The 17,849-nt window shown below is 69.8% G+C and carries 15 protein-coding genes and 1 pseudogene; 7 read left to right on the top strand and 9 right to left on the bottom strand.

All coding sequences use genetic code 11. The features are described 5' to 3' along the window. The first annotated feature begins 3 nt into the window (after positions 1-3). The gene (locus D7Y13_RS10295) at positions 4-2,313 is read left to right on the top strand and encodes an AAA family ATPase (protein ID WP_120583414.1); all 2,310 of its coding nucleotides are present in this window, start codon (positions 4-6) and stop codon (positions 2,311-2,313) included. Positions 2,314-2,488: 175 nt separating this feature from the next. Then, a complete protein-coding gene (locus D7Y13_RS10290; RefSeq protein ID WP_158620353.1) occupies positions 2,489-2,890 on the top strand; it encodes a peptidase inhibitor family I36 protein in 402 nt (133 codons plus the stop codon). Positions 2,891-2,914: 24 nt separating this feature from the next. Here the strand turns inward: D7Y13_RS10290 and D7Y13_RS10285 are convergent, their stop codons facing one another. Beyond that, on the bottom strand, positions 2,915-3,916 hold the full coding sequence (locus D7Y13_RS10285; RefSeq protein ID WP_120583416.1) for an aldo/keto reductase: 1,002 nt from the start codon (positions 3,914-3,916) through the stop codon (positions 2,915-2,917). Between the two features lie 75 nt (positions 3,917-3,991). Between D7Y13_RS10285 and D7Y13_RS10280 the strand changes: the two genes are divergently transcribed. After that, positions 3,992-4,912 carry a LysR family transcriptional regulator gene (locus tag D7Y13_RS10280; protein WP_120583417.1) on the top strand — a complete coding sequence of 307 codons (921 nt, stop codon included), beginning with the start codon at positions 3,992-3,994 and terminating at the stop codon, positions 4,910-4,912. Positions 4,913-4,941: 29 nt separating this feature from the next. Here D7Y13_RS10280 and D7Y13_RS10275 read toward each other — a convergent pair whose 3' ends face one another. The 3 genes and pseudogenes from D7Y13_RS10275 to D7Y13_RS10265 form a co-directional block, all read right to left on the bottom strand. After that, positions 4,942-5,319, bottom strand: a complete 378-nt coding sequence (locus D7Y13_RS10275) for a DUF3060 domain-containing protein (protein ID WP_120532722.1) — start codon at positions 5,317-5,319, stop codon at positions 4,942-4,944. Between the two features lie 127 nt (positions 5,320-5,446). Then, positions 5,447-6,809, bottom strand: a pseudogene (locus tag D7Y13_RS10270) (aldehyde dehydrogenase family protein). Between the two features lie 33 nt (positions 6,810-6,842). Continuing rightward, entirely contained in the window at positions 6,843-8,474 is a 1,632-nt protein-coding gene (locus tag D7Y13_RS10265) for an acetolactate synthase large subunit (RefSeq protein ID WP_120532723.1), read from the bottom strand. Between the two features lie 101 nt (positions 8,475-8,575). Between D7Y13_RS10265 and D7Y13_RS10260 the strand changes: the two genes are divergently transcribed. Continuing rightward, entirely contained in the window at positions 8,576-9,460 is an 885-nt protein-coding gene (locus D7Y13_RS10260; protein WP_120532724.1) for a LysR substrate-binding domain-containing protein, read from the top strand. Positions 9,461-9,524: 64 nt separating this feature from the next. On the opposite strand, the gene D7Y13_RS10255 is transcribed toward D7Y13_RS10260, so the two are convergent. From D7Y13_RS10255 to D7Y13_RS10240, 4 genes are all read right to left on the bottom strand, one after another. After that, a complete protein-coding gene (locus D7Y13_RS10255) occupies positions 9,525-9,992 on the bottom strand; it encodes a DoxX family membrane protein (protein WP_120532725.1) in 468 nt (155 codons plus the stop codon). 162 nt (positions 9,993-10,154) lie between these two features. Continuing rightward, on the bottom strand, positions 10,155-11,045 hold the full coding sequence (locus tag D7Y13_RS10250; RefSeq protein WP_120532726.1) for a bile acid:sodium symporter family protein: 891 nt from the start codon (positions 11,043-11,045) through the stop codon (positions 10,155-10,157). A 55-nt stretch (positions 11,046-11,100) separates the two neighbouring features. Continuing rightward, a complete protein-coding gene (locus tag D7Y13_RS10245; RefSeq protein WP_120532727.1) occupies positions 11,101-12,348 on the bottom strand; it encodes a serine hydrolase domain-containing protein in 1,248 nt (415 codons plus the stop codon). Positions 12,349-12,470: 122 nt separating this feature from the next. Next, a complete protein-coding gene (locus D7Y13_RS10240; protein WP_120532728.1) occupies positions 12,471-13,619 on the bottom strand; it encodes a hypothetical protein in 1,149 nt (382 codons plus the stop codon). 328 nt (positions 13,620-13,947) lie between these two features. On the opposite strand from D7Y13_RS10240, the gene D7Y13_RS10235 reads away from it, so the two are divergent. Both D7Y13_RS10235 and D7Y13_RS10230 read left to right on the top strand, forming a co-directional pair. Then, positions 13,948-14,937: an aldo/keto reductase gene (locus tag D7Y13_RS10235; protein WP_120583418.1), complete on the top strand. Its 990-nt coding sequence runs from the start codon at positions 13,948-13,950 to the stop codon at positions 14,935-14,937. Between the two features lie 102 nt (positions 14,938-15,039). Beyond that, on the top strand, positions 15,040-15,390 hold the full coding sequence (locus D7Y13_RS10230) for a carboxymuconolactone decarboxylase family protein (protein WP_120532730.1): 351 nt from the start codon (positions 15,040-15,042) through the stop codon (positions 15,388-15,390). 5 nt (positions 15,391-15,395) lie between these two features. Here D7Y13_RS10230 and D7Y13_RS10225 read toward each other — a convergent pair whose 3' ends face one another. After that, on the bottom strand, positions 15,396-16,400 hold the full coding sequence (locus D7Y13_RS10225) for an SRPBCC domain-containing protein (protein ID WP_120532731.1): 1,005 nt from the start codon (positions 16,398-16,400) through the stop codon (positions 15,396-15,398). Positions 16,401-16,506: 106 nt separating this feature from the next. Here D7Y13_RS10225 and D7Y13_RS10220 point away from each other — a divergent pair, with 106 nt between their 5' ends. Further along, positions 16,507-17,631: an SGNH/GDSL hydrolase family protein gene (locus D7Y13_RS10220; RefSeq protein ID WP_120630674.1), complete on the top strand. Its 1,125-nt coding sequence runs from the start codon at positions 16,507-16,509 to the stop codon at positions 17,629-17,631. The last annotated feature ends 218 nt before the right edge of the window (positions 17,632-17,849 follow it).

Below are 17,849 nucleotides of genomic sequence, written 5' to 3'. Positions count from 1 at the left end.
GCCATGGACAAGAACTTTCATCTCTTCGTGCGCCGCTACCCGGGACTGGGCGTGGCGGCCCACGTGCTGACGCACCCGCACCTGGCGTCGTTCGCCGCCGACCTGAGCACCGCGCGGCTGGACCTGGCGGAGGTGGTGGGCCGCCTCCTGCACCGCGGCGAGCTGTGGGACGACGTGACGCACTGGGAGGATCTGCGCCAGCGCCGCATGGCTTTCACCGTGCGCGCCATGCAGCACGGGCGGCTGTTGCCCGTACCGCTGCGCCTCACGGTGGTGACCCACGGCGGGCGCGGCGCGTCTCGCACCGCGCGCAAGGGCGACACGGCGAAGGCGAAGGCGAAGGGGCCGCTGCGGGTGTGGGTGCCGCGCGTGGGCGTGGAGGGCATGCTGCACGACGCGGCGGACCTGGAGTCCTACGTGGAGGAGCTGGTCCGCCACGAGCTGTACCTCGCGCCGCTGGAGCGGCTGCACGGGCTGGCGTACCTGGGCGAGGAGTCGGTGGAGACGCTGTCCGTGCCCTCGCGCGGGAAGCAGACGCCGAAGGCCCGCGCCGACGAGGGGACCTCGAAGCAGCCGAAGCGCCTGCCGCCGCCTCCCGGGCTCGCGGAGGCCAGCCGCTGCCTCAACGAAGAGGCGCGCGCCGGACTGCTGGAGCGAGCGTGGGAGCGCGACGCGGAGGTAGCCCGGCTCGCCGAGGCCGTCACCGCGAGCAGCCGCGCCAGCGTGCTGCTGGTGGGCCCGGCGTCGGTGGGCAAGACAGCGCTCGTGCACGAACTGGTGCAGCGCGCGGAAGTCGCCGCCGTGGGCCATCCCCTGCGCGGCCTGGAGGTCTACAGCACGTCGGGCGGCCGCATCATGGCCGGCATGCGCTACCTGGGGCAGTGGCAGGAGCGCGTACAGCACATGGTGGAGGCGCTGCGCGTGCGCCGCGCGGTGCTGCACCTGGACAGCCTGTCGGAGCTGCTCTCGCTGGGCGGCGGCGACACGGGGCTGGACGTGGCGCGTCACCTGCTACCGGCCCTGGAGGGCGGAGAGGTGGCGCTGGTGCTGGAGGCCACCCCGGAGGACGTGGCCCGCGCGGAGCGGACGCACGGGGCCTTCCTGCAGGCGCTGCGGCAGCTCTCGGTGGCGCCCCTGGCCGCCGTGGCCGCGCGCTCCGCGCTCCAGCAGGCCTCGCAGCGGGTGGCCCGCGCGCGCAAGGTGCGCTTCACGCAGGACGCGCTGGAGCGCGCCGCCGAATTGACGGAGCGCTTCGGAGACGGCCCGCCTCCCGGGGGTGCGGTGGCCCTCTTGCGCTCGGCCAGCACCCAGCCCTCCTCCACCGGAGAAGTGGACGCGGCCGGGGTGACGCAGGCCTTCTGCACGCGCACCGGCTACCCGCGCGAGCTGGTGGACACGTCCGTGCGATTGGATCCGGAGGCCCTGCTGCGGCGCTTCCGCGAGCGCATCGTCGGCCAGGACGAGGCCACGCTGCTGCTGCGCAACCTCATCGTCACGCTGAAGACGGGGCTGGCGGACCCGTCCCGCCCGCTGGGCGCCTTCCTGCTGCTGGGCCCCACCGGCGTGGGCAAGACGGAGTCCGCGCTGGCGCTGGCGGAGTACCTCTTCGGCGACACGTCCCGGCTGGCCCGCTTCGACATGGCGGAGTACGCGGCGCCCGGCAGCGCCGCGCGACTGGTGGGCGAGGTGGGCGGCCAGCAGGGCGGCCTTGCGCGCCGCGTGCGTGAGCAGCCCTTCGGCGTGGTGCTGCTGGACGAAGTGGAGAAGGCGGACGCGGGCGTCCATGACCTGCTCCTCCAGGTATTGGGCGAGGGACGCCTCACGGACGGCACCGGCCGCACCGTCAGCTTCCGCAACACGGTGGTGCTGCTCACCAGCAACCTGGGCGCGGACAGCGCGGGGCGCTCGCTGGGCTTCGGCGGGGGCAGCGTGCGCGACCTGGAGCAGCACTACCTGGGCGCAGCCACCGCCTTCTTCCGACCCGAACTGCTGAATCGGCTGGATCAGGTGGTGCCCTACCGGCCCCTCACGCCGGACGTCATCCGGGCCCTGGCGCGGCGCACACTGGAGGCGGCCCTGGCGCGCGAGGGGCTCACCCGTCGGGGTGTGAAGGTGTCCTTCGGCGAGGACGTGGTGGAGTACCTGGCGCGCACCGGCTTCGATGCGCGCTACGGCGCCCGACCCCTGAAGCGCGCGGTGGAGCAGCACGTCGTCACCCGGCTGGCCCAGTGGCTCGCCGGACACGCAAGCGCCCCACCCGCCCAGGTGGTGCTGCGGGTGGGGACGGAAGGAACGGTGGAGCTCGGCCCGTAGCGATTGCGCTGCGTCATGCATGCTCAATGGAAGACAGACGCGGAGGGTCGAGGGCGTCTCTCATTGCCCAATCACCACACTTTCACCGCAGCAGCGAAAGTCCTGCATTTCCAGCAAGACTGACTATCCTCCTTGGCTCACAAAGGACCTGCCCTTGAAGGGCAAAGGAGGATCCATGGTGAACTGGTTCAAGCGTCTTTCCATGCATCGCCACGCGCCCCGGTGGCGCATCCTCGTGGCGACCGGAGCCCTGGCGGTCGCGTCGCTGCTGACCCCGGGAAGCGCGGTGGCCCAGGACGACTCACCCTGTCCCTTCTCGGGCGTGCTCTGCCTGTTCGACGGCGTGGACTACACGGGTGCGGTCTGGAACGTCCGTTCCATCACGCCCGGCGTGGGGGTGTGCGTGAACCTGCCGGAGCACGGCTGGGAGGACCGCGCGTACTCGGCCATCAACACGGGGAACTACTACGCGTCGCTGTTCCTCAACGAGGACTGTGTCGGCGGTCCGCACCCCGTTGATCCGCACTCGGGACAGAGCACCCTGCCCTTCCAGCCGAAGAGCGTCTGGGTGTACTGACCCCGCGGGCAGGCCCCGGCGCGGCTACCGGCGCTCGCTGTCCAGGTGGTGCATCTGCTCCGCCGGGTAGCGGTCGCCGGCAATCGTCACCAGCGACTCCAGCGCCGCCGCGTCCTCCTTCGACAGCGGCCGGGTGAGGGCGCCCAGCGCGTCGTCCAGCTGTGCCTGCGTCTTCACGCCCACCACGGGAACGAAGGCCGGCTGGCGCGCCATCACCCAGGCGATCGCGAGCTGACCCGGCGTCATCCGGCGCTCCTGGGCGAAGCGCTGGAAGGCGGCCACGCTGTCCTGGTTCTTCTCGCCGTTGTCGCCCGCGAAGCGCGGCAGGTACGCGCGGTAGTCCCCCTGCCCCTTCGGCTTGCTCCCCGTCAGCAGCCCCCGGGAAAAGACACCGTAGAGCGTCGCGCTGATGCCCAGCTCCGCGAGCACGGGGAAGATGTCCGCCTCGGGGCCACGGCTCGCCACCGAGTATTCAATCTGCAGGTCGACGATGGGGTGCACGCGGTGCGCGCGGCGGATCGTCTCCGCCCCCATCTCTGACAGCCCGATGTGGCGCACGTAGCCGGCCTTCACGAGGTCCGCGATGGCACCGATGGTGTCCTCGATGGGGACCGCGGGATCCAACCGCGCGGGGCGGTAGATGTCGATGACGTCCACCCCCAGCCGCTTCAGGCTGTAGGCCGCGAAGGTCTTCACCGCGGCGGGACGCATGTCCATGCCCATCCAGCTTCCATCCGGCCCGCGCAGCGCCCCGAACTTCACCGACAGCTGCACCCGCTCCCGCCGGCCCGCGATGGCGCGCCCCACCAGCAGCTCGTTGTGGCCCATCCCGTAGAAGTCCCCGGTGTCGATGAGCGTGACACCCCGGTCGATGGCGGTCTGGACGGTCCGGATGCTCTCCGCGTCATCCGTCACGCCGTACATGCCCGACATGCCCATGCACCCCAGCCCGAGCGGGAATACGTCCGGCCCCGTGGCCCCCAGCTTCACCGTGCGCTGCGCCTGCTTCGTCTCTTGCGTGGCCATGTGTCGCCCCTTCCGTGTGAGCAGAGATTCATCATTCGCCACGCTGAAATCCATTGAATAGGATGTATCCCAATCATGAACGCCATCTATGGAAGGAACCTGGACCTCAACCTGCTCCGCGTCTTCATCGTGGTGGCGGAGGCCGGCAGCGTCACGGCGGCGGCCGAGCGCCTCTACCTCACGCAGCCCGCGGTGAGCGCGGCGCTGAGACGGTTCGCGTCCGCGGTGGGCGCGCCCCTCTTCGTCCGCTCGGGGCGGGGGCTGGTGCTGACCACGCGCGGCGAGCGCCTGCTGGCTTCAGCGCGGCCGCACCTGGGGGCGCTCGTGGAGGCCACGCTGTCACCGGTGTCCTTCGACCCGATGACGAGCGAGCGGACGGTGCGCCTTGGCCTGTCGGACGTGACCGAGGCCTGGCTGCTCCCTCCCCTCCTCCAAATCCTTGCCCGGGAAGCGCCGCGCATGACGCTGGTGGTGCTGCCGGTCCAGTTCCGCACCGTCGTGGAGGCCCTGACCCGCTCGACGGTGGACCTCGCGGTGACGGTGGCGGATGAGCTTCCGGCCGGCACCCAGCGCCTGGAGCTCTTCAACGGGGGCTTCGTGTGCCTGTATGACCCGCGCCATGCGCGCGTCGGAAGGCGCCTCACCTTGGAGCGCTACCTGGAGCACGAGCACGTCATCGTCTCGTACAACGGAGACCTGCGCGGCGTCGTGGAGGACCACTTCGACGTCCAGCGCCGTGTCCGGGTGTCGGTGCCGACGTTCCAGAGCATCGGCGCCCTGGTGGATGGCAGTGCGCTGCTCGCCACCGTGCCACTCATGGTCGCGCGCGACATCCTCCGGCTGCGCCCGCACCTCCAGACGACGGCGGTGCCGCTCGCGCTGCAGGGGACGCCGCTGGAGCTGCTCTGGCGGGGCGCGGTCGAGGACGACGAGGCCATCCGCTTCATCCGCGACCGCGTGGTGCAGGTGACGAAGGACCTCTGGCGCGACGCGTGACCGGCGGGGTCACGCGTCGCCCCGGGGCATTACTTCTCCTGGGTGATCTTGTTGCCCATGCCGGTGCGGCTGACCTTCGGCTTCGACTTGCCGTGACCGCGCTTCCAGGTGACGGTGTTGGACGCCCCCGTCACGTCGATGACGCGGGTGGCCTCCACCTTCACGACGTTGCTGGAGCCGTTCACGGTGACGCTCTTGCACTCGCCGGTCAGCGTGACGTTGTTGGACGCGCCGGTGATCTCCACCGTGCTGTCCGGCTTGCACTCGTGGGTGGACGTCTCGCCGGTGCCGGTGACATCGATGGTGGCCTCGCTCGCCGACTCATCGTCCTCCTCCGCGGCGGCCGTCATCGGGCCGAAGGTGCACGCCATCATCATGAACACTGCCGTGCCGAGCTTCCTGTTCATTCGTTGAGTCCCCAAACGTAAGAGGCGGGCCGGGCCTGGCGCCGCACGGCCCCATCTACGTGACGGTCGGCGGGATATTCAACTTCCGGCCGAAGGCAGGGGCCCGTTCCCGCCCCCGTGTGACAGTTCAACCCTGACGGAGCACGAGCAGCCGCACTTCCGTCATGTCCTCCATGGCGTACTTCACGCCTTCGCGCCCCAGCCCGGAGCCCTTCACCCCGCCGTAGGGCATGGTGTCCACGCGGAAGCTCGGCACGTCACCGACGACGACGCCGCCCACCTCCAGCTCGTCCCAGGCCCGCATCGCCCGCGACACGTCCTGCGTGAAGAGGCCTGCTTGCAGGCCATAGCGTCCGGCATTCACCTGGCGCAGGGCCTCGTCGAAGTCCTGGAACGGTTGGAGCAGCACGACGGGCCCGAAGGCCTCCTCCGCGCACAGCGGCGCGTCCTCGAGGACGCCCTCCAGCACCGTGGCCTCGAGCAGCGCGCCGCGCCGCGGGCTCGTCAATCAGGGGCCCCAGCGTGGTGGACTCGTCCCGGGGGTTGCCCGGACGCAGGGCCCGGGCCCGCGCGACGAGCCGCTCCCGCAGGGCTTCGTACAGCGACGCGTGCGCGAACACGCGCTGCACCGAGATGCAGCTCTGCCCCGCCTGGAAGAAGGCGCCCTGGGCGATGCGGTCCGCGACGAAGTCCAGGCGCCCGGCCTGATCCGCGTCCACCACGCAGGCCGCGTTGCCGCCCAGCTCCAGCACCACCTTCTTGCGGCCAGCGCGCGCCTTCAGGTCCCACCCCACCTTCTCCGAGCCGGTGAACGACAGGAGCTTCAACCGGTCGTCCTCGATGAACGGGCCCACGTCCTCCAGGCGCGTGGGGAGCACGGAGAAGGCGCCCTCGGGCAGGTCCGTCTCCGCGAGCACCTCCGCCATGAGCAGCGCGCTCACCGGCGTGCGGTCCGACGGCTTGAGGACGAAGGGGCAGCCCGCGGCGATGGCGGGGGCCACCTTGTGCGCCACCAGGTTGAACGGGAAGTTGAACGGCGTGATGAAGGAGCACGGCCCCACGGGCACGCGCTGGGTGAAGCCCCGGTAGCCCTCCGTGCGCCGCGACACCTCCAGGTTGAGGACCTCGCCCCCGCCGCGCACGGCCTCCTCCGCCGCCGCCTTGAAGGTCTCGATGAGGCGGGTGACCTCCGCCCGCGCGTCGCGCAGCGGCTTGCCCGCCTCGATGCACAGGGCGAGCGCGAGCTCCCCGGCCCGCTCCTGGAAGCGGCGCACGCAGTGCTCCAGCACCTCCTGCCGGGCGTAGGGCGGCAGCTTGCGCATCGGCCCTGTCGCGCGCACCGCGGCGGCGATGGCCTCCTCCACCGCGGCCGCGTCGGCGACGGCCACGTGCGTGACGATGTCCCCCGAGTATTTGTCGGTGACGGCCAGCGCCGCGTTGGGCTGTCGCGGTCGGTTGGCCAGGTAGTACGGGTAGCGCTCAGCCAGCATGGTGTTCTCCTCGTTCTCTTTCGTTCCCATGGCTCACGCCTCCACCAGCGCGCCGGCACCCAGCGCCCGCGCGGTGTCCGGGTAGTCGATGGGCAGGTCGATGACGTGCACGCCGCCCGACTCCAGGCAGCGCGCGAGCGTGGCGCCGAACTCGGTGGCGCTCGACGGGCGGTGTCCGCGCGCGCCGTATGCCTCCGCGTAGCGGACGAAGTCCGGGTTGCCCAGCGTCATCCCGAAGTCCGGCAGGCCCATCTCCCCCTGCTTCCAACGGATCATCCCGTAGCCGTCGTCGCGCACCACGACCACCGTCAGGTCCAGCTTCAAGCGCACCGCCGTCTCCAGCTCCTGCGAGTTCATCATGAAGCCGCCGTCACCACAGACGGCCACCACCTTGCGCTTGGGGTGGACGAGCTTCGCGGCGATGGCGGACGGCAGGCCCGCGCCCATCGTCGCGAGCGCGTTGTCGAGCAGCAGCGTGTTGGGCCGGCGGCAGCGGTAGTAGCGGGCGAACCAGAGCTTGTACATGCCGTTGTCCAGGCACACGACGCCGTCCTCCGGCATGGCGCGCCGCACCTCCGCGACGAGCCGCGCGGGGTAGATGGGAAAACGGTCGTCGGCGGCGCCGCTCACGAACTGCGCGTCGAGCCCCGCGCGTGCCCGCTCGAAGGGCGTGAAGTCCCAGTGCGAGCGCGTGCCCACGCCCTCCGCGATGCGCCAGACGGCATTGGCCAGGTCTCCCGTCACCTGCACCTGCGGGAAGTACACGGGGTCGACCTCCGCGGAGGAGAAGTCCAGGTGGATCACCGTGCGGCGGCCGTCGCGCATGACGAAGGGGGGCTTCTCGATGACGTCGTGGCCCACGTTGAGGATGCAGTCCGAGGACTCGATGGCGCGGTGGACGAAGTCGCCGTCGGACAGCGCCGCGGTGCCCATCCACAGCGGGTGCGCCTCATCCACGACGCCCTTGCCCATCTGCGTGCTGAAGAAGGGCAATCCCACGCGGTCCACGAAGGCGCGGAGCATCTCCGAGGTGAGCTTGCGGTTGGCCCCCGCGCCAATCATCAAGAGCGGGCGGCGGGCCGACGCGAGGGTCTCCACGGCCTGGGCGATGGACGCCTCGTCGGCCACGGGCCTGCGCAGGACACCGGGCGACAGGGGCACGGCGTCGGTGGACTCGCGCGCCACGTCCTCGGGCAGCTCCAGATGGGTGGCGCCGGGGCGCTCCTCCTCCGCCCGGCGGAAGGCCTCGCGGACCGCCGAGGGGACGTGCTCCGCGGAGACGAGCGTGCGGGTGGACTTGGTGAGGGGCCGCATCATCCCGACGACGTCGACGATCTGGAAGTGGCCCTGCTTGCTGGCCTTGATGGGCTTCTGGCCGGTGAGCATCACCATGGGCATGGCGCCCAGTTGGGCGTACGCGGCGGCGGTGACCAGGTTGGTGGCCCCCGGCCCCAGCGTGGCCAGACACACGCCCGCGCGCCCGGTGAGCCGGCCCTGCGTGGCGGCCATGAAGCCGGCGGCCTGCTCGTGGCGCGTGACGACGAGGCGCATGCCGGCGGCGCGCATGGACTCGAGCAGATCCAGGTTCTCCTCGCCGGGAAGTCCGTAGACGCAGCGCACGCCCTCCGCTTCGAGCGCTTTGACGAACAGGTCTGATGCCTTCATGGGGTCCCTCTCCTTCGTGGCGAGGAAGATGTACCCGCGGGCCTCGATTCGTACATTCGTCTGTTCTCATCGAGCCGATAGATGCCATCTATGATGGGCCCATGGAGCTCCGACACCTCCGCTACTTCTCCGCCGTCGCTGACACGCTGCACTTCGGGCGCGCAGCGCGGCGGGTGCACATCTCCCAGCCCACGCTGTCGCAGCAGATCCGTCAGTTGGAGGAGGAGGTCGGCACACCGCTCTTCGAGCGGGCCCGCGCCGGGGTGCGGCTGACACAGGCTGGGGAGCTGTTCCGCACGTATGCGTCCCGCGCGTTGGAGGACGTGAACGCAGGCCTGTCGGCGGTGGGCGCGCTGCGGGGGCTGGCCACGGGAGCGCTCCGCGTGGGCTACCCACCGAGCATGCGCGGCATCGTCGTGCCAGCGCTCACGGCGGTGCTCCGCAGACATCCCGGGCTGGCGCTGAGCGCGGAGGAGGCCGTCGTGAGAAGGCTGGAGCGGCGGCTTGCGGACGGCAGGCTGGACGTGGGGCTGGGCTATGCGCCCGCACGCCTGACGGACCTGGATGCGGAGCCCGTCTTCGACAGCCGGCTCGCGCTCGTCGTCGCGCGGGGGCACGCGCTGGCGGGGGCGGAGTCCGTGGGGGTGAAGCTGCTCGCGGAGGAGCCGTTCGCGTTGCTGTCGCGCGGGCTGCGGGTTCGCGCGCGGGTGGACGCGCACTTCGCGGCGATGCGGTTCGCCCCCCGGGTCGCGCTCGAATCGAATGCGGTGGCCACGGTGCTGGCCATCGTCCGCGCGGGGCTCGCCGTCACGGTGCTTCCGGAGCCGCGACTCGCGGACGCGGAGCGCCTGGTGGTGAAGCGATTGTCCCCAGCGCCCCGCTCCGAGCTGGCGGCGCTCCTCTGGCGAAAGGGAGCACCCCGCACGCCCGCGGCGGAGCTGTTCGCGGCGGAGGTCCGCGCCCGGGCGAAGGAGGACGCGGGCTGAGGCCTGCCCGACGCGTTCGTGCAACGGGCGAAGCGGGACGTGAAGCCCCGCTTCGCCATCAGGCTCAAGCGCCGGGGGCGACCCGCATGCCGAGCATGGGGCGGTACACCGCGCGGTAGGACCAGGCCAGGAAGAGCTCCAGCGTCATGAGCACCACCGCGAGCCCCAGGCCGGCGGGCGCCAGGAGCGCATGGACCATGAAGATGTTCACGAGGACGGGCGCGATGAGCGCCAGCGCCAGCGGCACGAAGCGGTTGGTCAGCAGCAGCGCGCCCACCACCACCTCCGTGCCCTTCACCAGCCAGAACAGGTAGCCCGTCGCCTTCATCGCGATGCCGAAGGCGACCGCCGGGTCCGCCGGATCCAGGTTCGGCGGCGGCGGGATGAAGTCGAGGAAGCCGTTCAGGCCGAAGACGAAGAAGACGAGCCCCATCAGCACGCGAGCGATGGTCGGCAGGAACCGGGTCAGCGACTTCTTCTTCTGCTGGGAAGCCTCCACGGGGGTGGAAGCGGGGGAAAGGGCGGTGTCCATGAGGTGCTCCGGGAAAGGGGGCGTGCCGCGTTCAGGTGGATGCGCGGGCTTCTACTTCCGCGACGAACGACGCGCCCATCCATCGACACTGCCCCCTCTTTTTCCCGGAAGCCCCCACACGGCCCCACACTCGCGGGGTTGAACCCGCGACCGTCGGCCTGCCTACCGGGGGCTCACGGCGGCCACGCTCGCGGCCTGTCTCCGGGCGACGAGAGCTCCGAAGACGCCCGCGGTGAAGAACATGATGACGCTGTAGATGGCCGCGGGAATGGCCATCACGCCGTCGTTGAGCAGTCGCGGGCTGGACGCGATGGCGATGGCCAGCGTGCCGTTGTGGATGCCCACCTCCATCGCGATCGCCACCGCCTGCTTGCGCTCGATGCGCAGCAGCATGGGCACCACGAAGCCCACCGCCATGCTGGCCAGGTTGAACGCGAGCGCCGCGAGCCCCACGCTCTGGAAGTAGGTCACCAACTGCGCCCGCTCCTTGATGATCGCGGCGGCCACCACCAGCACCAGGAACAGCGCCGACATGATGCGCACCGGCCTGTCCAGCCGGTCCGCGAGCGCCGGCCACTTCGCGCGCACCCACATTCCCAGCGAGATGGGCACCAGGACGATGCCGAACACCTGGACGATCTTGGCGAACTGCAACGGAATGGCGCGCTCCTCCCCCATGAAATGCAGGAGGGAGAAGTTCACGATGAGCGGCAGCGTGAACAGCGACAGCACGCTGTTGACCGCCGTCAGGCTGACGTTCAGCGCGACATCGCCCTTGGCCAGGTGGCTGAAGAGGTTCGCGGTCGCACCGCCCGGCGAGGCCGCCAGCAGCATCAACCCCACGGCCAGCTGCGGAGGCAGACCGAAGCCGACCGCGATGCCGTAACACACCACCGGCATGAGCAACGTCTGACAGCCCAGGCCCACCAGCGCCGCGCGCGGAAACTGGGCCACGCGGCGGAAGTCGGCGAGCGAAAGGCTCAAACCAAGGCCAAGCATGATCACGCCCAGCGCGATCGGCAGGAACACCTCGGTGATGACACTGGTCTGCATGGCGGGCCCCCAGCAAAAGCACGCACTCTGCCAGAAAGCCCCGGTCCCTGGGACCCTAGGGATTGGCCTGGAGGCCAGCCATGGCCGCCGCGACGATGCGCGCGGCGATGTCCGGCCGGTCCTGCCCCATGCGCAGCGTGTTGACCGAATAGATGAGCCGCCGGCGCAGGTCGCGCGTGGCCCCCATCCCGTTGTTGTAGCCGTGCCGGTCGCCGCTCTTGCCCCACAGCGTGAGGCCGTTGACGTCCATGCGAGACAGCCCCGCGCTGTAGGTGGCGCGGCCGCCTCCCACGGCGGGCACGTCCGGGACGGTGAACAGCGCCTCCATCTGCGCACGCGGCAGCAGCCGGCCCTGGAAGAGCGCGACGAGGAAGCGGTCCAGGTCGGCCGTGCTGGAGATCATCTCGCCCGCGGCCCAGGGGACGGACTGACTGGCCTCCGTGACGTCCACCAGACACCGCCCCTGGTAGGCGATGGCCCCCGTCGGGCACCCCTCCCCTTGCGCCGCGACCACCTCATAGCCATGGGCATGCGGCCCGGGAATCGTCACCAGGTTGCCGGGCACGAAGGTGTCCCGCAGCCCCAGCGGACGCAGGATGCGGTCCCGCACCGCGTCACCATAGGGACGGCCCGTCACCTGCTCGATGAGCAGCCCCGCGACGATGTAGCCGATGTTGCCGTACTGCTGCTGCGTGCCCGGCGCGAATCGCGGCCCCTCGGGCAAGGCCAGCGAGACGAGCTCCCGGGGGCTGTAGCGCCGGAACCGGTTCACGAAGAACCACTCCGGATCCTTCTGCGGCACCGGCACGCCGGGCAGGCCATGCGTGTGATTGAGCAACTGCCGCACCGTGATGGGAGCGTAGACGTTCGCGGGCAGGAGGCGCGGCAGGTACTCCTGGACGGGCCGGTCCAGGTCCAGTCGGCGCTCGGCGGCGAGCTGCAACACCACGGTGGCGGTGAAGGTCTTGGTCATGCTGCCGATGCGGAAGCGTGCATCCGCCCGCACCGGCGCCCCCGTCCGCACGTCCGCCACGCCGGACGCCCCGATCCACCGCCCCTCCGCGCCATCGACCCGGACGAGCGCGCCCGTCACCTCCCCGTCCGGCAGGCCCGAAATGGCCTGCCGCAGGGCCTCGCGATTGAGTGGGGGCAGGCGCGCCCCCTCCTCCAGCCCCACTCCGGTCGACTCGAGTTCTCCCACCTCCGGAACGCTTCCGGGCGGGAACTCGGGTCCACATGCGGGAGCCATCACACTCGCAAGCAACGTCATGCCCAGCCGCAATCCACGGTGCAGGACCGCCATGTTCCATCTCCTCGTTGGGGAACGCCGGGGGTTGCCGGCGGCGGATGGAACACCGCTCCGGTCCCGGGCTGTCACCGGGACCGGGAGCCGCGCGCTTCCACGGGCGCGTCACCCTGGGGGATTCAGGGCGCGACCTCGGAGATGCTGTAGGTGAAGGCCGTGGGGAAGATGAACTTCCAGACACCGGGACCGAAGATGCGCCGGAGTGAAAGGAAGTAGCGCCCGGTGCCAGGCGCCGTGAAGTCCGCCCCTGAGTTGTAGTTGCTCACGAGGTCCTTCGCGATGACCGCCCCCTGGGCATCCATCACCGTCGTGCCGGCATAGAACGGATAGCCCCCCGAAACCGTGGACAGCCGGTACTTGTGGCCTTCCACCAGGTCCACCGCGAGCACGTCCACGTCGCCCGTGGGCCAGAAGACCACGGCCGTCGTGGAGGGCACCGCCACCACCGTGGCCGCCAGCGGCGCGTCGGAATGATCGTCCAGCCCGTCGTCCTTCACCGTGCAGCGATAGCCCTCCACCTGGCCCCGCCCTTGCGCCGCCTTGAAGGAGACGCGCAGGAAGAGATCCTCTCCGAGGTCATTCTCGGCGGACAGCGCTGACTCCCCGTCCCTGGGGCCCAGATAGGTGTACCTGTTGAGCAACGTCCCATCCGCCCTCACCACCTCCGTGTCGGGTGCGTCGCCGTCCGTCCCGATGCAGAGCACCGACAGGATGTGACCCTGGGGGATGGAGAACCGGAAGACATCCACGTCGTCCGGGACCGGAGCGTTCACGCGGCCCGTGAACTCCGCCGGCACCGGCTGGGAAACAGCGTCCTCTGGCGTGTTGCCCTCGGTGTCATCGGTCTCGGAGAAGTCGAAGGCATACCTGCCGACCTGGACGTCCGTGTTGACGGACGACCGCACATCCACGACGGCGGTCTCGTCCACCGCCGCGCGCCAGGTCGTGCTGGCGTGGGCGGCGACCTTGTCCGAGGCGGGCGGCAGGGGCTCCAGCGTGCCCGGGTCCAGCCTCCGCACCTCGCAGCGGGGCAGGTTGTCGCCTTCGCATCCGAAACGGTAGAAGTGGCCAGCCTGCGTGGCCAGCTTGTAGCGGACCCGCTGCCCCTGCTCCGTCAGCTCCCCTTCCCCGCTGGCCCCGGGGCGCAACACGTCCGAACCAGGATCAGGCTCTGGCTTCGGCTCGTCTTTCTCGCAGGCAGACAGCAGCACCCCTGCCAGCAGCAGGCACAGCGCCCGGTGACTTCGGAAGTAGGTCTTCATCTTCATGTCAGCTTCGCCTTTCATCGGTTTCCCTACGGACTTCCACCTGGACGTCATGGGCCACTTCGACCCGACAGAGGAATACAGCAAAGGGCTCGCTCACCTGGCACCGGGATGGCCCTGGCCAGGCTGACCTGAAGCGGACACGCCTCCCGTGCTCAGGGTGCGTGCGAGCGGATGGGCAGGTTCGCCGCTGGCTTCCCTGCTCGCAGCCTACGCCCCCCCGTCAGCCGCCACGCCATTGTTAAACATCCCTTAAGAGCCTGTTGGCGCAGGGTGTGTAGTCATCCCCACCCCCGGGCCTTAGCTTTCCTGGCGAACGGGGTGAACGACAATGCAGAAGCGCAAACTTGGAAACAGCGGCCTGGAAGTTTCAGCCATCGGCCTCGGCTGCATGGGGTTGAGCTATGGCTACGGCCCGGCGACGGACACGCAACAGGCCATCCAGTTGATCCGGTCGGCCTTCGAGCGGGGGATCACCTTCTTCGACACCGCCGAAGCGTACGGCCCCTACAAGAACGAAACGCTCCTGGGCGAAGCCCTCGCGCCCATCCGGGACCAGGTGGTGATCGCCACCAAGTTCGGCTTCGACTTCGACGACGCCGGCGGCCAGAGCGGCATGAACAGCCGGCCGGAGCACATCAAGGCCGTCGCCGAGGCGGCGCTCAAGCGGCTCAAGACCGACCGCATCGATCTCTTCTATCAACATCGCGTCGACCCGAACGTGCCGATCGAGGAGGTCGCCGGCACGGTGAAGGAGCTGATCCAGCAAGGCAAGGTCAAGCACTTCGGCCTGTCCGAAGCCGGCGCCCAGACGATCTGCCGAGCGCACGCGGTCCAGCCGGTCACCGCCCTCCAGAGCGAATACTCCCTGTGGTGGCGGGAACCCGAGAAGGAGATCCTGCCGACCCTGGAGGAGCTGGGCATCGGCTTCGTGCCCTTCTCCCCGCTCGGCAAGGGCTTCCTCACGGGAGCCATCAACGAGAGCACGACCTTCGACAGCACGGACTTCCGCAACGTCGTCCCGCGCTTCGCGCCGGAGGCCCGGAAGGCGAACCAGGACCTGGTGGCGATCCTCGGTGAGCTGGCGGCACGGAAGAAGGTGACCCGGGGACAGCTCGCGCTCGCGTGGCTGCTGGCCCAGAAGCCGTGGATCGTCCCCATCCCGGGCACCACCAAGCTGCACCGCCTGGAGGAGAACGCCGGAGCGGCGGCCGTCACGCTGACGCCCGAGGAGCTGCGTGACATCAACGGCGCCCTCTCCCACTTCACGGTGCAGGGCGAGCGCTACCCAGCGCACCTCCAGGCCAGGGTCGGTCGCTGAGAACCGGGCCGGAGCGGAGGTCTCCGCCCGGCCCTCCACCTTCACCTCTCAAAGAGGAATCTGATCAGCTTCCTCACCCCTTCGCTGGAAGGAAGACCACACATGGAGACAAAGAAGCCCGCATCCGCCGCCCAGAAGGCCCTGGGTGACTTCGCGCCGAAGCTGGCCGAACTCACCGACGACGTCCTGTTCGGGGACGTCTGGGAGCGACCCCAACTGTCCAAGCGCGACCGCAGCCTCATCACCTGCGCGGCGCTGGTGGCGACCGGCAAGACCGAACAGATGACCTTCCACTTTCCGCGCGCCATCGAGAACGGCGTGACGCAGGAGGAGCTCGTCGAGCTCATCACGCACCTGGCGTTCTACGCCGGCTGGCCCAACGCCATGTCGGCCGCGGCGCGCTACAAGGAGCTGTTCGCCCATCGACCGCAAGGCGGGGCTCGCGAGCCCTGACGGGGTCAGTCCTTCGCGAGGCCCGTGAGGATCTCCGACCAGCGCTCCCGCATCACCTCCCGGGCCTTCGCGTCCGGGAGCTTCTCCATGTGCACGACAAGGGAGACGCCCCGCGGCTTCGGCGTCAGCGTGAACTGCAGGGTCGCCGGCTTCTTCCAGCCGTCTGGCTGCCAGGTCATGCGCAGGCGCTGCCCGGGCTTCACCACGCGGATCTCCCCGTGCACCGCTGGCGCTCCGCGACGCTTGGGGACCTCATAGCGGCTCCCCTTTTCGAGCTTCAACGTCGCGCCCGCGCCAAGCCAGTGGTCCGGCTGCGTCGTGAGCCATTCCCACACCTGGGGGGCGCTCATCGGCAGCGTGCGCACCACGCCCACCTGGAAGCCCGTCGCGGCCGTCTCCCCCACCACCCGCTTGCCCCGCGCTTGCTCGTACGCGACCGAGATGGACTGCTGCCACCAACCGGACTCGACCTCCCGGGCCAGGTGCGCGACGAGCTGCTTGTGATTCAGCCCGGCCCCTCCCGCCTTGTCCAGGGCACGCATCCAGGCCTTCCAGTCACGTCCGGTGGCCTCCTTCACGGCGGCGTCTGTCACGCGTTCGGTGATGAGCGCCTTCCTGCTCGCGACCGCGGGCTTTTTCCCACGCGTGGCGATCTCCGCGAGCCGCGCCTGTACCAGCATCTTCACCAGCTTCACCGGGAGCGGCTGGTCGGGCGGAAAGGTGATGCCGCTCTTCGACGTGGTGTAGCCGTCCAGCTCTGACTTCAGCGCCGGCACCACACCGCCGCTGAAGGGGTAGTAGCCGCAGTGGGTCTTGAAGAACGCGAAACCCGCCACGGCGTTCCCGTCCACCTTGAAGGTGGGCATCCTGTAGCTGATCGTCTCGGTGGCGCCTGGGAGCAGCTTCCGGAGCTGCATCCGCAGCGCTCGCAACGTCTTCTTCGCCGCCGGGTCCGTGAGGCTCGCCAGATACGCGTCGATGGGCTGCGGTTCCCGAGTCTTCGTCGCCATTGTCTTTGGACCCCCGACGCGTTTCGTCCCGACTTATCAGAGGGGTTGGGGCGGCGGACAGGGGTAGAGTTTTCCCCGGAGCGCTCGACCCCGGAGAAAGACAGCCATGCCGCGAACCCAGCTCGACAACCTGATCATCTTTGGCGACAGCATGTCGGACATCGGCAACAAGGCCGACACCGGGCTGGGCATGTTCGCGAACACCACCGGGCTGATGCTGACCAACGAGCTGGGGCGCTTCAGCGACGGGAAGAACTGGACGGACTTCCTCTGGGAGTGGGCCGGTGGGATTTCGATGTTCCACGGGGACGATCCCTTCGACAAGAAGGCGACCGCGAAGGTCCGGAGCCTGGCGGCGACGCAGGTCCACCGCTCGCTCAGCCGGGACTCGAATCAGGATTCAGGCTTCGGGCGGCCCATCACATATGTGAACTACGCCGAGGGCGGCGCGATGGGTGCGTCGGACCGTCCCGGAACGGGGCTCGGGACGTTCCGCCAGCAGGTCACGCGCTACCGCAAGGAGCTGGCCGCCTGTCCCGGCGGTCTGCCCGGGACGACGATGTTCATGATCTGGTTCGGCCTGAACGACCTGGTGACCAACAAGCGTCCCCACACGGACATGGAGCGGGTCGTCGTGGAGATCTTCCAGCTCATCAACGAGCTCGCCATGGCGACCCCCGGCGGGAGGATCCACTTCACGCTGCTCAACCTGCCGGACCCCGCGGACGCGGTCTACTACGCGCCCACGAAGACCCAGCAGTCGGTGTGGAACCTCACCAACGGGGCCCGGGCCTTCAACGCGAAGCTCGACGAGTACACGCAACTGGCGCACCGGGATGAACAGCCCATCTGGCTGGTGGACATGTTCACCCTCCTCAAGGGGATCAACAGGACGCTCGCGGACAACAACCTCACCGCGACGGCGCAGGCCAAGGCGCCGCCCGTGGACTACCCCCACGTCGGCCCGCTCCCCTCCACGCCCCTCATCCCGGGTCCGCCCATCCCCCGGCTCGCGCCGCCTCCAGGCTTCACGCCCTCGCTGGCGCCGCTTTCCTCCTCCAGCCAGGTCAACTACCAGCACGCCCCGCTGCCCCCGACCCCCATCGCGACGAAGGACCAGAAGCATCCCACCTCGGCCGTGTACCGGCTCATGGCCCGGGAGATCGGGCGCGGCCTCGTCACCCGGTACGAGCTCGGGGTGCTCAGCAAGAGCCGGGAGTGCAAGGTCTAGGAACACGGGGCGCTGGTGACACGCGTCACCACCCCTGATGGCCCGCCTCACCAGAAGCATGGGGGGCGGAGCACCTCGTGGAATGGGCGCTCCAGAGGGAAACCGTGCGCGGGAAGCCGCTGCGGAGGGCTGGCACACGCCGTGCTTTGGGGAAGGCCTACACGGACCGGACGCTTTCATCCGGCTCCATCCCACGACCCCCCTGAGCCCTCCCATGC

It is taken from the genome of Corallococcus praedator (genome assembly GCF_003612125.1).
In the GTDB taxonomy this organism is placed as follows: Bacteria; Myxococcota; Myxococcia; order Myxococcales; family Myxococcaceae; genus Corallococcus; species Corallococcus praedator.
Note: the sequence above shows the minus strand (reverse complement) of the source record. Positions and strands in the feature narration are given on the sequence as shown.

Bases quoted from the DNA above. Each gene is read 5' to 3' on its own strand.
- D7Y13_RS10255 (WP_120532725.1), bottom strand. From the start codon at position 9,992: ATGGACACCGCCCTTTCCCCCGCTTCCACCCCCGTGGAGGCTTCCCAG.
- D7Y13_RS10220 (WP_120630674.1), top strand. From the start codon at position 16,507: ATGCCGCGAACCCAGCTCGACAACCTGATCATCTTTGGCGACAGCATG.
- D7Y13_RS10295 (WP_120583414.1), top strand. From the start codon at position 4: ATGGACAAGAACTTTCATCTCTTCGTGCGCCGCTACCCGGGACTGGGC.
- D7Y13_RS10245 (WP_120532727.1), bottom strand. From the start codon at position 12,348: ATGGCGGTCCTGCACCGTGGATTGCGGCTGGGCATGACGTTGCTTGCG.
- D7Y13_RS10280 (WP_120583417.1), top strand. From the start codon at position 3,992: ATGAACGCCATCTATGGAAGGAACCTGGACCTCAACCTGCTCCGCGTC.
- D7Y13_RS10225 (WP_120532731.1), bottom strand. From the start codon at position 16,400: ATGGCGACGAAGACTCGGGAACCGCAGCCCATCGACGCGTATCTGGCG.
- D7Y13_RS10235 (WP_120583418.1), top strand. From the start codon at position 13,948: ATGCAGAAGCGCAAACTTGGAAACAGCGGCCTGGAAGTTTCAGCCATC.
- D7Y13_RS10250 (WP_120532726.1), bottom strand. From the start codon at position 11,045: ATGCAGACCAGTGTCATCACCGAGGTGTTCCTGCCGATCGCGCTGGGC.
- D7Y13_RS10240 (WP_120532728.1), bottom strand. From the start codon at position 13,619: ATGAAGATGAAGACCTACTTCCGAAGTCACCGGGCGCTGTGCCTGCTG.
- D7Y13_RS10275 (WP_120532722.1), bottom strand. From the start codon at position 5,319: ATGAACAGGAAGCTCGGCACGGCAGTGTTCATGATGATGGCGTGCACC.
- D7Y13_RS10265 (WP_120532723.1), bottom strand. From the start codon at position 8,474: ATGAAGGCATCAGACCTGTTCGTCAAAGCGCTCGAAGCGGAGGGCGTG.
- D7Y13_RS10260 (WP_120532724.1), top strand. From the start codon at position 8,576: ATGGAGCTCCGACACCTCCGCTACTTCTCCGCCGTCGCTGACACGCTG.
- D7Y13_RS10285 (WP_120583416.1), bottom strand. From the start codon at position 3,916: ATGGCCACGCAAGAGACGAAGCAGGCGCAGCGCACGGTGAAGCTGGGG.
- D7Y13_RS10290 (WP_158620353.1), top strand. From the start codon at position 2,489: ATGGTGAACTGGTTCAAGCGTCTTTCCATGCATCGCCACGCGCCCCGG.
- D7Y13_RS10230 (WP_120532730.1), top strand. From the start codon at position 15,040: ATGGAGACAAAGAAGCCCGCATCCGCCGCCCAGAAGGCCCTGGGTGAC.